Annotated in this window: 14 protein-coding genes; 2 read left to right on the plus strand and 12 right to left on the minus strand. The window is 48.3% G+C overall.

Going from position 1 to position 16,063, the window contains the following annotated elements:
* Nucleotides 1-45: 45 nt before the first annotated feature.
* The 10 genes from H9Q79_RS10715 to H9Q79_RS10760 all read right to left on the minus strand — a co-directional run bounded on the left by H9Q79_RS10715 (nt 46) and on the right by H9Q79_RS10760 (nt 12,542).
* On the minus strand, nt 46-1,143 hold the full coding sequence (locus H9Q79_RS10715; RefSeq protein ID WP_249328263.1) for an FtsW/RodA/SpoVE family cell cycle protein: 1,098 nt from the start codon (nt 1,141-1,143) through the stop codon (nt 46-48).
* Nucleotides 1,144-1,264: 121 nt separating this feature from the next.
* Nucleotides 1,265-2,626 carry a UDP-N-acetylmuramoyl-L-alanine--D-glutamate ligase gene (gene murD / locus H9Q79_RS10720; protein ID WP_249328264.1) on the minus strand — a complete coding sequence of 454 codons (1,362 nt, stop codon included), beginning with the start codon at nt 2,624-2,626 and terminating at the stop codon, nt 1,265-1,267.
* Nucleotides 2,627-2,660: 34 nt separating this feature from the next.
* Nucleotides 2,661-3,617 (minus strand): phospho-N-acetylmuramoyl-pentapeptide-transferase, encoded by a 957-nt coding sequence (gene mraY, locus H9Q79_RS10725; RefSeq protein WP_118647993.1) that lies wholly within the window; start codon nt 3,615-3,617, stop codon nt 2,661-2,663.
* A 261-nt stretch (nt 3,618-3,878) separates the two neighbouring features.
* Nucleotides 3,879-5,648 carry a peptidoglycan D,D-transpeptidase FtsI family protein gene (locus tag H9Q79_RS10730; protein WP_249328265.1) on the minus strand — a complete coding sequence of 590 codons (1,770 nt, stop codon included), beginning with the start codon at nt 5,646-5,648 and terminating at the stop codon, nt 3,879-3,881.
* An 84-nt stretch (nt 5,649-5,732) separates the two neighbouring features.
* Nucleotides 5,733-7,817 (minus strand): peptidoglycan D,D-transpeptidase FtsI family protein, encoded by a 2,085-nt coding sequence (locus H9Q79_RS10735; protein ID WP_249328266.1) that lies wholly within the window; start codon nt 7,815-7,817, stop codon nt 5,733-5,735.
* Nucleotides 7,818-7,849: 32 nt separating this feature from the next.
* Nucleotides 7,850-8,347, minus strand: a complete 498-nt coding sequence (locus H9Q79_RS10740; protein ID WP_249328267.1) for a hypothetical protein — start codon at nt 8,345-8,347, stop codon at nt 7,850-7,852.
* A 21-nt stretch (nt 8,348-8,368) separates the two neighbouring features.
* Complete coding sequence (gene rsmH / locus H9Q79_RS10745; protein ID WP_249328268.1) at nt 8,369-9,310, minus strand: 16S rRNA (cytosine(1402)-N(4))-methyltransferase RsmH; 942 nt, start codon at nt 9,308-9,310, stop codon at nt 8,369-8,371.
* 34 nt (nt 9,311-9,344) lie between these two features.
* Nucleotides 9,345-9,776: a division/cell wall cluster transcriptional repressor MraZ gene (gene mraZ / locus H9Q79_RS10750; RefSeq protein WP_118647989.1), complete on the minus strand. Its 432-nt coding sequence runs from the start codon at nt 9,774-9,776 to the stop codon at nt 9,345-9,347.
* 447 nt (nt 9,777-10,223) lie between these two features.
* The gene (gene ychF / locus H9Q79_RS10755) at nt 10,224-11,321 is read right to left on the minus strand and encodes a redox-regulated ATPase YchF (RefSeq protein ID WP_249328269.1); all 1,098 of its coding nucleotides are present in this window, start codon (nt 11,319-11,321) and stop codon (nt 10,224-10,226) included.
* 369 nt (nt 11,322-11,690) lie between these two features.
* Nucleotides 11,691-12,542 (minus strand): Rpn family recombination-promoting nuclease/putative transposase, encoded by an 852-nt coding sequence (locus H9Q79_RS10760; protein ID WP_330596800.1) that lies wholly within the window; start codon nt 12,540-12,542, stop codon nt 11,691-11,693.
* Nucleotides 12,543-13,062: 520 nt separating this feature from the next.
* On the opposite strand from H9Q79_RS10760, the gene H9Q79_RS10765 reads away from it, so the two are divergent.
* Nucleotides 13,063-14,244, plus strand: a complete 1,182-nt coding sequence (locus tag H9Q79_RS10765) for an IS91 family transposase (RefSeq protein WP_249328270.1) — start codon at nt 13,063-13,065, stop codon at nt 14,242-14,244.
* Between the two features lie 39 nt (nt 14,245-14,283).
* Nucleotides 14,284-14,478 carry a hypothetical protein gene (locus H9Q79_RS10770; RefSeq protein WP_249328271.1) on the plus strand — a complete coding sequence of 65 codons (195 nt, stop codon included), beginning with the start codon at nt 14,284-14,286 and terminating at the stop codon, nt 14,476-14,478.
* 265 nt (nt 14,479-14,743) lie between these two features.
* On the opposite strand, the gene H9Q79_RS10775 is transcribed toward H9Q79_RS10770, so the two are convergent.
* Entirely contained in the window at nt 14,744-15,397 is a 654-nt protein-coding gene (locus H9Q79_RS10775; RefSeq protein ID WP_118643048.1) for a thiamine diphosphokinase, read from the minus strand.
* Nucleotides 15,398-15,400: 3 nt separating this feature from the next.
* On the minus strand, nt 15,401-16,063 hold the full coding sequence (gene rpe / locus H9Q79_RS10780) for a ribulose-phosphate 3-epimerase (RefSeq protein ID WP_249328272.1): 663 nt from the start codon (nt 16,061-16,063) through the stop codon (nt 15,401-15,403).

The following is a 16,063-nucleotide window of genomic DNA, read 5'->3' on the forward strand; positions in this document are numbered from 1 at the left end:
GGCTTCCGGAATTTGCCACACAGGAACCCCCGGACGGGACTGTTATCACCTTTCCAGATAAAAGCCCTGATTCCTGGATACCGAAAGAGCCAGCCCCATCTCTCCCAGAAGGAACACAACCGAGGTTCCTCCATAGCTGATAAATGGAAGCGTAATACCAGTATTAGGAATTGAGTTTGTCACCACGGCAATATTTAAGATAACCTGAATTGCTATATGTCCCATGATACCGGCCGCGATCAGCGCCCCGCACAGATCCGGCGCATGCGTAGAAATCACCATCAGGCGCCAGATCAGCAGGGCAAACACCAGCATGACCAAAATCGCCCCCACGAGCCCCAGCTCCTCGCAGATGATAGAGAATATCATATCGTTCTGCGCTTCCGGCACAAATCCCAGCTTCTGCAGCGAGCTTCCCAGCCCTTTTCCGAAAATCCCTCCGCTGCCTATCGCATAAAGCCCCTGAATCGTCTGAAACCCCTTATCAAAAGCCTCCGGATTCTTCCAGATCGCCAGACGCTCCATCCGGTAGCTTTCTACACTCAGAAACACCGCGATAAACCCTATCCCGGCGCCTCCAATCCAGAAAAATGGCAGATATCTGGGATTAGAGACAAATATGGTGATTATTCCCACCCCCAGAACAATAATTGCCGTGCTCAGATTGTTCGATCCGACCAAACCCACAATCGGAAGAATGCTGACCAGAACCAAAACCATAAACAGAAAGCTAGTGGTTTTCCGCCTCGTCCTTTCGATCACCCATGCCAGAAACAGAATCACAGCCACCTTGGCAAATTCCGAGGGCTGAAATGACAGCGGCCCCAGAGACAGCCATCTCTTAGAGCCATTATATTCCTGGCCAAAAAACAACACAGCCGTAGACAGCCCCAGCGCGACCAGATACAGAGCCGGAGCATACTTAAGGATATTGTGGTAGTCCATCTTCGCAACCACATACATCCCCAGCACCCCCAGCGCCGTAGCAAAAATCTGCTTCTTAAAATAATAGGCAGGATCATTAAATTTCACCCGTCCGTTATACGCACTGGTACTGTACAAAAGCACCAGCCCGCAAATCACCAGGATCAACACAAGTATCAAAAGAGTGCCGTCAACCTTCCGGCTATCTGTTTTTTTCATCACATGGCCCGGCCTTAATTCTTTATCCTATCCTATTAACCCAACCCCCAAAATATGTATTTTGCTTCTAATTGGGCGGGAAGGGGATGTCTTTGGCTCCCCCCTCGCCACAAACCCATATTTAAAGTTGCTTCACATACTCTTTGAATTTATCGCCTCTCTGTTCATAATTGTCAAACTGCCCCCAGCTCGCACAAGCCGGCGACAGCAGCACTGCGTCTCCGCTTTTTGCCTTTGCGGCGCAGGTCCTCACCGCTTCTTCCAGGTTCTCACAGAATAGGATATGCTCCTCCGGAAAACCGCAGGCAATGGCTGCTTTCGCGATTTTCTCCCTGGTCTGGCCGATCAGAACCAGGTCTTTTACTTTGCCGTCGAAGCTGTTAATCCACTCCTCATAGGAGGATTCCTTATCAAAACCGCCCCCAATCAGCACAGTGGGCCGGTTCATGGCCTGTATACCTTTTATGGCAGCGTCCGGGTTGGTCCCCTTGGAATCGTTATAGTATTTGACGCCGTCTTTTTCCGCCACATATTCGATCCTGTGTTCTACTCCTGCAAAACTGCAGATGGTTTTCCGTATGCTGGCCAGGGGAACACCAGCATGGCTGGCCATTGCAACAGCTGCCATGACATTTTCATAATTATGAAGCCCCAGAAGCTTCAGATCGCCGGTGCGCACCACTGAGGTAACTGTTTTTCCATTAGAAATCTTTATTTCGCCGCCTTCCAGGTAAATCCCCCGATCCAGAACTCTTCTGCTTGAGAAATATATGGCCTTCGGGCGGATGGCTTTTCCAAATTCCCTCAGGACATCATCCTCGTAGTTCAGGACACATACATCCTCTTCTGTCTGGTTTTTTACAATCAGCTCTTTTACCCGGATATATTCTTCCATCGTATGGTGGCGGTTCAGATGATCCTCCGTGATATTCGTGATCGCGCTTGCTTCCGGATGGAAGGTATCGATTGTCTCCAGCTGGAAGCTGCTGATCTCAGCAACGGTCACCGCATTCTCTGTCTGCTCCGGCACCACACCGGTATAGGGGGTCCCGATATTTCCAACCACGTATACTTCCGGACAGTAGTCTCTCATGATCTGTCCGAGAAGGGCCGTGGTGGTGGTTTTTCCATTGGTTCCAGTCACAGCTAGCACTTTTCCCTTGCCCAGCCTGTAGGCCAGTTCGATTTCTCCCCAAACCGGCAGGCCGGAATCTTTAAATTTTCTGACCACCGGCAGGTCACAGGGCACGCCCGGACTCATGATCACCAACGACAGCTCCCGTATCATCTCCTCCGGGAATTCACCCAGAACCACCTCTGCCCGCTGCGGCTCACTCAGTTTATTCAGAATCTCCTGTTTGGAAAGCTCACCGTTCCCGTCGTAGATGACCGGCCGCGCTCCTTCCTTTATCAAAAGCTCACAGGCTCCGGTTCCACTTTTGCCCGAGCCAAATACCAGCACTTTTTTATCCTTCCAATCCATAGCTGCTTGTCCTCCTCTTAACTATCTGTCTTCCTTAAATACCCATCAGCGCCACCAGGCAGAGCAGTGCCGTGATGATCGAAAAAACCGCCACAATGCGGGTCTCTGACCATCCGCACAGCTCAAAGTGATGGTGGATCGGAGACATCTTAAAGAGGCGTTTCCCATGAGTCGCCTTAAAGTAGGTCACCTGAAGCACAACAGACAGAAGCTCAACGGCATAGATAAGCCCCACAATCGGTATAAACAGCGGCATGTTCAGCATATACGCCGTACCTGCCACGAAGCCGCCCAGAGCCAGAGAACCCGTGTCTCCCATAAAAACCTTGGCCGGAAATACGTTAAACAGTAAAAAGCCCAGGAGGCTCCCCACAACCGCGCAGGTAATCGGTGATATCCCGCTTTTCTGCCCCACTGCGACCACCGTAAAGAATACGGCTACCATTACAGTCACGCTGGAAGCAAGGCCGTCCAGGCCATCGGTAAAATTCACGCCGTTGACAACCGCCAGAACCACGATAAACAGCAGCGGAATGGCAAGCCAGCCGATATCCAGGGCCTTACCGCCGGAGAACGGGAGCAGCAGCTCCAGCGTAACATCCGTATAGCGTATCATGTAAAAAGCAAAAATGCCGGTCACCACGAACTGACACAGCAGCTTCTGCCAGGCCAGAAGTCCGTCAGACCTCTTCAGCACCACCTTCAGGTAGTCATCCAAAAATCCGATCAGCCCAAATCCCAGCGTAAGGAACAGGATCGGGACAATCTTCGGATAATCCCTGACAAAAAACAGTGAAGTCACTGTCGTCGCGATGAGAAAAATCAAACCTCCCATCGTCGGAGTCCCCGCCTTCTTCAGATGGGACTGCACCCCTTCCTTTCTCTCAGTCTGCCCCATCTTCAGCCGTCTCAAAAAAGGTATGATCACCGGGCCGAGAGCCACGCTGACAGCGAAAGAAATTAAAACCGGAACCACAAAAGTCAAATCCATAATCCACCTCTTATCAGTACTCATAATCGTATTTATTCCCGCGAGATTCCCCAACCATTTTCATATTCCAGAGTATACATATGTATTGCCCGTGCCTCATAAGACACATTCTCCTGCAGACCGGAATCCGCCCCTTAAAACGGCAGGAAGCAGCCTCCGCTGCTCCACATGAACCGGCCGGCGGCTGTCCGCGGGGTGAAATACTCTGCCTGTGCAGGGTATTTCACACACGTAACAGTATATAGCTTTTCTATTTAATAATCAACTGTTTTGTGCCTCTTCAGACGGTTCAGCATCCGGCACTTCCGCCTTTTCTATTCCCAGATAAGGCAGCACGTTTTCAAAGATATCTTTCATGACAGGCGCCGCTATCGTTCCTCCATAATATACTCCCTGTGGATTATTAATCACCAGTAATCCAAGTACCGTTGGATTCTCAGCCGGCGTAAATCCCAGGAATGAGGATATATATTTGTTGGCGCTTCTGGGCAATGTCTGTGAAGTAGCCGTCTTGCCTCCAATCGTGTATCCTTCAATATATGCGTTTTTGCCGGACCCCTCGGACACAACCGTCTCCAGGATCGTCCGCACGGTTTCTGAAGTCTCCTCAGAAATTATATTTTTCTTGGTATCGTATTTTAAGGTTTTTACCAGATTTCCGTCATCATCCATCACCTGGACACCAAAATGAGGGGTTACTCTGGTCCCGCCGTTAATCAGTGAGCTGACTGTCGTAGCAAGCTGGATCGGCGTGATCTGAAAACTCTGGCCAAAAGAAATCGTCGCGAGCTCCACCTGGCCGATATTCTCCTTCTTGTGCATGATCGTAGCGGCTTCACCCGGCAGATCTATCCCCGTCTTAGTGAGCAGCCCGAACTGTTCAAAGTATTTGTAATAATTATCCACACCCAGGCGCAGACCCACTTCGATAAAAACAGGATTACAGGAGTTCTGGGCGCCCTGGACAAAGGTTTCCGCCCCATGCCCGGCCCTTTTATGGCAATGGATTCTCCGGTCCTCGACGATCTTATATCCCGGACAGGAAAAAGTATCCTGCGGCGTCACGACGCCCTCCTCCAGCCCCGCAGACATAGTGATGATCTTGAACGTGGAACCTGGCTCATATGTATCATTGATACAGGCATTCCGCCACATTCTGTTCCGCAGATCCTGCACCTCTTCATCGGTCATTCCTGATGTATCCACATCAGTATTCAAAGTGAACGGCTCGTTCAGATTGAACTCCGGCACATTGACACAGGCATAAATCTCACCGTTCTGAGGATTCATCAGCAGCACAGAAACGCTGTCTGCCTGCTTTTCCTCCATTACCTTCAGAGCTGCCTGCTGACAGTATTCCTGTATGTTCATATCCAGGCTGATCTGCAGATTATACCCGGCAATCGGCTCCACTCTGCTTTCCCCGATCTCTGACAGTTCGATCCCCCTGGCGTCAGTGGTGGTCAGAATTTTCCCGTTAATCCCCTGAAGTATCTCATCATACTTCACCTCCAGACCAATGATGCCCTGATTATCGCCGCCGGTGAACCCCAGCACCTTGGACGCCAGTTCATCATAGGGATAATACCGTTTAAAATCCTCATCCACTTTAACTCCGGCAAAACCATAGGCCCGGATGCGGTCGCCCACGTCCTTCTCCACGTTGGTTTTTACTCTCTCAATGGAGGATCTTTTTTCCACCCGTTTCCGCGCCGCTTCTTCTGTGATACCCAGCTCTTTTACCAGCATGGCGATCACCTTTTCCGGCTCTTTTACCTGGCTGTGTATGACGGAAATCGTGCAAACTGTCTTATTGGCCGCAAGCACCGTCCCGTTGGCGTCCAGTATTTTACCGCGGGCCGCTTTTATATCCCTCTCTCTTTCGTGGAGGTCATCTGCCTTCTCTGAATAGTAATCCGAACGGAAAACCATCAGATAGACCAGACGCCCTGCCAGCACCAGCAGAAGGCCGGCGCAGAGGAAGAAGATGACCACTACCTTCTTTTTATTGGATGTCTTATTTTTCCGCATAAAAAACCCCACAGAACCTGTCATTCTACTATATGGCAGGCTCTGCGGAGTTATGCAAAAGTGCGTTCCTGCACTTCAGTTCTTTTACTCTGTCAGCTTCTGGTCATTGTTGCTGATCCCGTCGCTCAGAAGTCCGTTTCCTCCGTTTACCACCGATTCATCCGGCTGGCTGGCCGGCGGCTCCGGCACACCGGGATCAGAAACGCCCTGCTCCGGCGCCCCTCCGCCGTTTCCTCCTTCAGCCGTTCCCTCATCGGGAAATATATTCATATATGGCAATAGCTCGGTGAAAATATTCTTAGCGATTTTCTGGGCATATACGCTGCTGCCCTGATCCGCCGCATTCGGCTCGTCCACCACCACGTAGACTACCACCTGAGGATCGTCCAGAGGCGCAAATCCGATATAGGAAACCAGATATTTACCGCTGTCCCTCGGGATTTTCTGAGCCGTACCTGTCTTTCCGCCCATGCTGTAGCCCTCTACCTTGGCATCCGTACCCGTTCCGCCTTCTTCCACAACACCGCCCAGATCCTTTCTGATGGCGTCGCTGACCGCAGACGAAACCGTCTGGCGTTCCAGCACACTGTCAACCACCTGAACCACGGCTCCCTGGCTGTCGGTGATCGCACTGACCACATGGGGCTTATAATAATATCCGCCGTTAATGACAGAGGAAAAGGCTGCCGCCTCCTGAACCATCGTGCAGGTGAAGCCCTGTCCAAACGCCGCCGTAGCCAATTCCGCTTCGCCCATGCTGTCAGCCGTATGCAAAATTCCGGAATTTTCACCCGGCAGGTCAATCCCGGTCTTAGATCCAAAATTAAAAATGTCCTGGTAACGGAGGAAATTCTCACTGCCCGTCTTTGCCGCGATCTGCATCATGGCGTCATTACAGGAGTGCACCAGAGCGTCTCCCACCGTCTGTTCCCCGTGCTCATCCGGGAAAATAGAGCAGCGGATTCTTTGATTGGCGACCATTTCATAGCCGTCACAGTAAAAGCCTTCCGCCGTGTTGATCGAGCCCGTGTCCAGCGCTGCTGCCGCCGTCATGGGTTTTACCGTGGAACCAGGCTCAAAAGCATCGGACACACAGTAATTTCTCCAGATATTGTTGAGATTCTCCAGCATGGCTTCATTGTCCATGGCATTGATCTCTTCCTGGGTATAGAAAGGAGTCAGATCTCTTGGGTCATTCAGGTCATACCAGTCAGAAGAATCCATTCCAAGGATTTCACCGTTATTGGGATTCATAACGATTACGCCAACATTTTGGGCTCCCTTCGTCCCGTTGGGCCCTGCGGCCATTTCCGTCTGGTAAGTCTCCAGAGCGCTCCGGATGATCTGCTGCACATTTACATCGATTGTTGAAACCACATTCTTGCCATCCACCGGCGATATAATCGTCTGCTCCACATCCGCATCCGTATTAAAATACCCGTATTGACGGCCGTTCACACCGTTCAGCACGCTGGAATAATAGCCTTCAATCCCCCAGTCCGCCACGTTTCCCGAATAAGTAAATCCAATCAGGTCACAGGCCAGTGAATTCATGGGATATACACGCAGATAATCCTCTTCAAACCAGATTCCTTTTACATTCTGGCGTTCCAGCCTCTCTTCATCTGAAAGCTCCGACTCCTCGTCCTCTGCTTCCGCCAGGTATTCTTCAAACTTTTTCTTTTCAGTTATTGAAAGGTCCGATTTCAGGATCTGATACTGGCTGTTCCTCGTCTCTTCATTTTCCAGCCTGCTCCGGATCTCCTTTTCCTCTAAGCCCAGCACTTTTACCAGGGCTTTTACCGTAGGCTCCAGATATTTCTGGACGTCTTTGCCCTCTTTATCCTTGCTGATATCATTCACTACCTTGCAGTCCAGAATCACATTATAGACCTTTTCACTGGTGGCCAGAATCGTCCCGTTCCTGTCCAGGATATCGCCTCTCTGAAATGGGATCACCCGGCTCTCGTACTGCTGCTGTGTCTGGCTCAGCACAATTCTTTTATATTGTTCACCGTCTGTGGCGTTGATATAAGTGATACGGATGGATAAACCGACTAAAGCCAGTATGACTGCAACAAACAATCCTACCAGCTTTTTACTCATTCTGCCGCTTATTTTCCGCCCGCGCATCTTCGCCTGACGTCTTTTTTCCCTGTTACTTTTCACACGTTCACCCGCTTTGTATCCGGTTACAGCTATTATTCATTGGGCACATTCTGATACTGCCTTACATAGCTGTTCTCAGTGGTGTCATAATATTGTATCTGGGACTCCGTAGCATAATGCATGCCCAGCCTGTTCAGGGCGGCATCCTTCACATCTTCCAGTGTGACGGAAGCCATTGCCTGGTTATAATAAGCATCGTTGTCTGCCTTCAATTTGCTCAGCTGGCTCTCCATGGACGCGATCGTCTCATTCTGAGTCGTGAGTGTTGCCTTCATCTGCAGATAGTTCACACATAAAAACAGCGTTGCCACACAAATGACCGCCAGAAACATGACGTATCCTACGCTTATATTTCTGGCACGCACACGGTTTTTCCTGACCTGGGTGCTGACCCTTGGCTTCGCAGAGCGCCGGCTCTCATATTCCTCTTCCGGTAGCTCATATATCTGCCTTACTGCATTGCCGTCTTCATAATTCTGTATCCTTGATTTTTCCGAACGTGAATTTACCCTTCTTGCTGCTCTAGCCATAAAAAAATCTCCCGTCCGCCGTTACTCCCTCTTTCGCTCAAAGACCCTCAGCTTTGAACTTTTTGAGCGCTTGTTGGCCTTGATTTCTTCTTCTGTTGGTACTATGGGTTTTCTGGTTACTACAAATCCTTTGGACTTCTTTCCGCATACACACACCGGAAATTCCGGCGGACAGGTACACGGATGCTCGTTCCTTCTGAAAATGTTTTTTACGATGCGATCCTCCAGTGAATGGAAGGTGATCACACAAAGCCTGCCGCCATCTCCCAAAAAATCAATCATGCCGTCCAGTGAAGTTTCGAGAACCTCCAGTTCCTGATTTACCTCAATCCTCAGGGCCTGAAACGTTCTCTTGGCCGGATGACCGCCCGTTGCCCGCATTTTTGCCGGAATAGAAGCCTTAATGATTTCAATCAGCTCCCCAGTCGTTGAAACCGGCTTCTTCTCCCTTTCCAAACAAATATGCTTCGCAATATTTTTCGCAAATTTTTCTTCGCCATAATCCCGTATGACTCGATACAGCTCACTTTCACCGTAGGTATTTACGATCTCATAAGCAGTGCGCGCCTGTCTTCTGTCCATACGCATGTCAAGAGGCGCGTCCTCCCGGTACGTAAATCCCCGGTCAGCATTATCCAGCTGGTAGGAGGATACCCCCAGATCCAGCAGGATCCCGTCAACGGCCTGAATACCCCTTGCTTTCAGTTCGCCGACCATGTTGCAATAGTTGCTGCGCAGGATCGTCACCTGTTCTTCATACTCCCTCAGACGTCCGCGCGCAGCAGCGATTGCATCCTCATCTTGATCTATTCCTATAAATCTCCCCGTGGCAGATAATCGCCTGCAAACCTCCAGGGCATGTCCGCCGCCGCCAAGGGTGCCGTCCACATAGATCCCATCAGGTTTTACCTTTAGATTTTCAATGGTCTCTTCCAGCAATACGGATGCATGTTTAAACTCCATAGACTTAAGGCTCCTGTCTCCGGAGCACTCAGCCTCAGATGGTGATGCCCATATCCTGCAGCCCTTCTGCAATGGCATCCATATCATCATAATTGCTGTTTTCGCTCCATTTGCGCTTACTCCAGATCTCAATCCGGTTGATGTTGCCCGTCAGCACCACATCCTTCTCCAGACCAGCATATTCCCGCAGCGTCGCCGGTACGAGAATTCTCCCCTGCTTGTCCAGTTCACACGGTGCTGCACTCGCAACAAAAAACCGGGTAAAAGTTCTAGCATTTTTACTTGTAAGTGGCAGGGCGCGGAGCTTTTGTTCAAAGGCTTCCCATTCATTCTGCGGGTAAATCGAAAGACAACCATCCAGTCCCTTCGTCAGTACGAAATCATCTCCCAATTCGTCTCTGAACCTGGACGGTATGATCAATCTGCCCTTCGCATCGATTGAATGACTATACTCTCCCATGAACATAAGCATTTCCCTCTTTAGCAAAAGTGAAGGGCTCCCCTCCTCCACTTTCTGAGTGGTATGGAGAGAACTGCCACATTCCCTCCATTTACCACCACTATTCACCACTTTCTACCACTTATGTCCCTATTCTATCCCATCAGCCCTAAAAGATCAATACTTTTTTTGAAAATTCACATTTAATATTTATTGGTAAAATCCTCCATTTACGGGCATTTGCGGGCACAAAAGGAGGGAAAATGACTCCGCATTTCCCCTCCTACACAATACCTGCAAAATTATTTTATGTCTACCACAAGATGTGGTGTCCGCTGCAAAAAATGTCGGATTTGGCCTACATTTTTTGCCATGAATCAAGTGGGCGGGCCCACCTCATTTCTTCCACTCCTCAATCATGAAAAGTAAAAAAACACCGCCTGAAAAATATTTTCTCAGACAGTGCTCTTATTTTTATACGTTGAACCGGAACAATATTACATCTCCATCCCGAACCACATAATCTTTTCCTTCCATCCGTACAAGGCCCTTTTCTCTGGCTCCCGCATAAGAACCGGCATCCAGAAGATCTTGATAATTCACCACCTCGGCTTTGATAAAACCTCTCTCAAAATCCGTATGAATCTTACCTGCAGCCTGGGGCGCTTTCGTACCCACCTTAATGGTCCATGCACGGGTCTCGTCCTCCCCGCTGGTCAGAAAGCTCATGAGACCCAGCGTGCGGTAGCTGGCTTCGATCAGCTTGTCCAGGCCTGACTCCGCCAGTCCCAGATCTTCCAGGAACTCCTGCTTCTCATCATCGTCCAGTTCTGAGATTTCCGCCTCAATCTCCGCGCAGATCACGAACACTTCACTGCCGTGCTCTGCAGCATACTCCCGGACAGCCTGCACATTCCCGTTTGATACCCCATCGTCCGCCAGATCATCTTCACTGACATTCGCTGCATAAATGACCGGTTTGGCCGTCAGCAGGTTATATTCAGCAAACCAGCTTTCCTCATCTTCACTCTCCAGTTCAAAAAGAATCGCGTCCTTCCCGTCCTCCAGATGCTGCTTCAGCCGCTCCTGCATGGCGAATTCCTTCGCCGCAGTCTTGTCCATCCGGGCGCTCTTACCGGTCTTGGACATTCTCCTCTCCAGAACTTCCAGATCGGCAAAAATCAGCTCCAGATCAATCGTCTCAATATCTCTCAACGGATTGATGTTCCCATCCACATGCACCACATTCTCATCTTCAAAGCAGCGCACTACATGAACGATTGCATCTACCTCCCGGATGTTGGCCAGAAACTGGTTCCCCAGTCCCTCGCCCTTGGAAGCTCCTTTGACCAGCCCCGCAATATCCACAAATTCCACAACGGCCGGCGTCACCTTCTTTGAATGATAAAAATCTCCCAAAAGCTGAATCCGCTGATCCGGAACCGGTACTATTCCCACATTAGGATCAATCGTACAGAACGGATAGTTAGCAGACTCCGCCCCGGCTTTGGTCAAAGAATTAAAAAGGGTACTCTTTCCCACATTGGGAAGCCCCACAATACCTAATTTCATCGATCATGACCTCTTTATTCTATAAATTCTTTCGTCATTTTAGCACACTTTGTGTACCAGCGCAAGCTGTTTCCCGCCCTGTTGCTTCCCGCCCCGTCAGGAGCATGTGTTACAGGACACTTCTGGGATATATATTGTGTAAAAGCAAGCACTCCACCCCAGTTGTACAGGAATTAAACAGTAATTCAGGCTTGCGTATTTATTTTTACATTGATTCAGATATCTTTATTTTATTAAATTTGCGTAGAACTCCTCTTCCCTGTTCTATTGAAATTACCAGATACGGTATCGACTATAAGATAAAAACAGAAACAGGCATTGGGTACTGTTGACCTGCAGCACCCGCCATAAGATACTTTAAGATTTGACTTACTGGATTTCTTCCATAAACTGCCCGACAGAGGTGGCCCTGGCAGCCAGCTTCAGCCATCGCCTCAGCACTTCTGGTCTCTTCTCATTCATGACTTTCTCGGCCAGCTCCTCATCAGGTAAGGCTCCAAGATCTTCTAACAATTCCAAAATCACCTCTGCCCTTCCTTCTACTTTCGCTTCTGCCCGCTCATCCAAAATTACTTCCTGTAAGGTCATAAATTTATCCTCCATCTCCCTGCTTGATTTTATCAGGCGGATCGAATCCTGAAGCTGCGTCACATAGACGTCCCTGAAATTCCTCTGGCTCTCTGCCAAATTCGCCTTCACAAATTCCAAAAAATTTACCAGTCCGGCCGGAACCTCCTCCAGGTTCCTCACGCAGGTGTTCAGGAAAACACTCCGGCACCCTTCCTCCTGCTTCAGCTCCCCTTCCTCCAGGCAGCAATTCTCAAAGGTATACAGATACCGTCCTTTCCCGAACGGGTCAAAATCGCAGACAAATATCACAAAACAATCCGACAGCTCCTGATAATCCTGCCCACAGTGCAAAAGCTCCATGTCCATCTGGCTGTGATAATAACGGCTGCGCCTTGCCAGCCCGGGCTTCTGTACGACCTGCATCTCTATGTCGTAATGGGTATTGTCAGCATCCTTCGCATAGACATCCAGCTGCACGCTCCTGTACTCCGGCCGGAATACCACACTCTTCTCACTGCTGACCTCCACCCTTCCAACGGAGATCCCCAGACACATCTCTAAAAACCCACGGCAATTATCAACGTCCGCCATAACAGCACAAAACATGAAATTATCTTTCAGAGTAAGCTCATCCAGCTTCTTTTTCAACACTATATTATTCCTCCATTAAAGCAGAGGAATCCTACTCATTTCAATTATATCAAACACCAGAAAACAATGCAACACTAGCCGCCTATTCCGGGCCGCTGTCTTCTCTGACAAGTTTTGGATCCATTGGCGCTGCCTCATGCCTGTTAATAAATTTAGTATGATACAGGATTTGGCTTTCACCATTGTCCTTTCATAAAGTTATAGAGGAACTCAGACAAAAATATATCAGAAATCTACCAGAAGGAAGGACTGCAAAACCCGTCAAAAACATGACTGACTCTGATTTGCCGGATATGTGCTACTTCCCTATCGTGCTGATGGTCTTGACGATGATGAATTTGAAGAAGGGTTTTACATCGACCTTTTCTGGCATCGTTTGTTTTCTATGTCCGCATTTATGTGGGCTATTTTATTGAAAGATCCGTTATATAAAAAATAGGCTTCGCCTATTCAACTCCCCTGCCCCTCATTCATGAGGGGTGGGGTTTTCTTTTTTGTTACTTTGGTTCATAATAGTTTTATGAATATCTTACAAAATATTTTTAAAGACCATTACGAAGAAATGTTTTATATCTTACATCCTCGTGACTCTGTCATCGAAAATGTCGAAAAAATGATTCATTGTGGCGATCCTTCCTTTGGTGGCGCCATGTTTGCCTGCCCTTGTTGTGGTACTTTCAAATATGTTCCCTTTCGATGCCATTCCCGTTTCTGTCCTACCTGTGGCAACATGTACTCCATTGACAGGTCTACTTCCATGTCTTTTAAAATCATTGATGTCCAGCATCGACACTGTGTTTTTACCATCGCCAGCGAACTCCGTCATTTTTTTCTCGAAGACCGTTCCCTTCTAAACTGTCTGTTCTCCGCTGTTAACAGCGTGGTCTCCCGTATGTTCCATAAGCTCAACAAATCAGAGTCCTTCACTCCTGGCTTTATCTGTGTCCTGCATACTTTTGGACGAGACTTAAAATGGAATCCCCATATACATTGTCTTGTCTCAGAAGGTGGGGTCGGCAATTCTCTGCTTTGGCGTCATATAAAACATTTCAACTTTAAGCTCCTTCGGGATTCTTTTCAAACCGCCCTGCTTAACGAACTGCATATACACCTTGGCAACTCCTTTAAAAAAGTAAAATCTACCATCTATGCTGACCACAAAAATGGTTTCTATGTCCGTGCCATGCCTAATAAATGCAATCCTTCCAATGTAATCAAATATATTGGAAGATATCTTGGCCGGCCTGTAATTGCTACTTCTCGTATCGATGCTTACGATGGTGACTTTGTTACCTTCCATTACAACCGTCATGAGGATAACAAACTTATGACTGAAAATCTTCCAGTCCTTGATTTTATTTCTCGTCTTACGCAACACATACCGGAAAAGCATTTCAAAATGATTCGCTATTATGGTATCTATGCAAGGCATTGTAAATCGGATTGTTATCTGCGACGAGCTATTTCCAAGGAAAAACATAAGATTCTCTTATCCTTTAACCGTTGGCGAGAATGTATCCTTTCCTCTTTTGGCTATGATCCTTTGAAATGTCCTAACTGTGGCAGCAAAATGCTTTTTCAAGAACTATATTTCAATCATAAACCTGTTTCTTTGCATGAATTATATGAAAAGGTAATGCGTAAGCACATGTGCCGGTCTCCCGCCCTAATTCCAAATCTTCCAACTCCAACGTTTTCGTGATACAATCAAACTATCTATCAGAAAGCGGAGGCTGTCACTATGGAATACATAACAGAAGCAGAACTTGCAAAGAAACTTCGAGAACAATATATTAAAGAACCGCCAGAAGGTGTAACTTCTGATGAAGTCCGTGAAATGAGTGATGAAGATCTCTTGGACATGGACTATTTTCTTCATGAATTTGACGATTTTGATGATGACGATTTTGACGAAGAAGGGTTTTATCTCTTCTGATCCAGGATCGTCTGTTTCTCATGCCCGCCTCCCCCCGAGCTTTTTTAATTCAGAAGTTCTCCAAAAGGAGAACTTTCCTATAAAGTAAAAATACTCCTTTTTAATAAGAATTATCATATCTGAATTCTTACCAAAAAGGAGCCATTTTTTCCCTTTTGTATTCGGCTGCTCATCTTTTTACCGGCACTTTCTTTACATTCCGGTACAAGTCCTGCCCCGGTGTGTTCGTCCAAGTATCCATCCCCGCTTCGCCTCAAAACCATAATTAATCCCTGCTCTGCATCAGGATCAATATCCCCTCTCTCCACCTTATCCTAGCTTCTTCTTCCAGAATTTCATTGCTGACTGAAAGCCCCCCATCGCCCTGCACGAGTGTATACTCCTGAAGCGGATACTGAAAACCTTCCAGCGTCAATCCGCGCACCTCACCCCGAAACGGAAAATAAGACACATATTTTCCAAATTGTTCTTTTTTTCTGAGAACTATTTCTCTCTCTACAGGCATTGTAATCAGGTTACCCGGGTCGGCAATCCAGCCGGTGATTCCTTTTTGCCAGAGTAAGTATAGATTGTAAATATTGCTCAGGACATGATCCAGCCTGCTTCCGGTAGCTCCCAGGAAATAGACTTCTGTTGCTCCCAGCTTTAAAGCCTGATTTAAAGCAATATCCGTATCGGTGGTATCCTTAACCGGGTTGAAGGTGTAGATCGGTATTTCCTTATTTGCGCGGTAATACCCAATCACTTCCGGAGCTATGCTGTCAAAATCTCCCACGATGCAATCAGGCTGAATTCTGTTCCGGTAGCAGAAATCCAGACCGCGGTCGGCGGCTACCATACAATCAGGCTTTATTTTTTCGAGAAAACCGAGGGCAAAGCCATCTTCTATGGCGCCCCCGGATATAATGATCGTTTTCATTTTTTATTTCCTCTGGTTAAATTTTTCCTGGAACTGGGCAACATTCGACGGGATATCACCTTTAAATACGCCTGAACCGGCCACCAGAATATTGGCCCCTGCTTCCAATACCAGTCCGGCTGTCTCACTGTTTATTCCGCCGTCTACCTCTATGGAGGTTTCCCGATATCCGGCCTCGTCCAGCTTTTTCCGAAGGCTTCTGATTTTATCCGTCATCGCAGACAGATAAGACTGGCCTCCAAAGCCCGGATTCACAGTCATCAGCAGTACCATGTCCGTCTTATCCAGCACATAATCCAGCACATTCAGGGGGGTGGCGGGATTCAGGGCGACGGCCGCCTGCATTCCACATTCATGGATCGTCTGCAGCGTCCGGTCCAGATGTCTGCAGGCTTCCGCATGGACGGTCAGCATGTCTGCGCCGCTTTTCTTCATCTCCTCCACATAACGGCCCGGGTCCTCCACCATCATGTGGACATCAAAAAACAGCCCGCTTTCTTTCCTGATCGAAGAGATTACCGGCATACCGAAGGAAATGCTGGGCACAAACATCCCGTCCATCACATCGATGTGCAGCCACTGGCATCCGCACTGTTCCAGCAGGGCCAGCTGCTCTCCCAGACGGTTAAAATCTGCTGAAAGCATAGAAGGTGCCAACTGATACAT

The sequence above is a fragment of the Wansuia hejianensis genome (genome assembly GCF_014337215.1).
Lineage (GTDB): Bacteria > Bacillota > Clostridia > Lachnospirales > Lachnospiraceae > Scatomonas > Scatomonas hejianensis.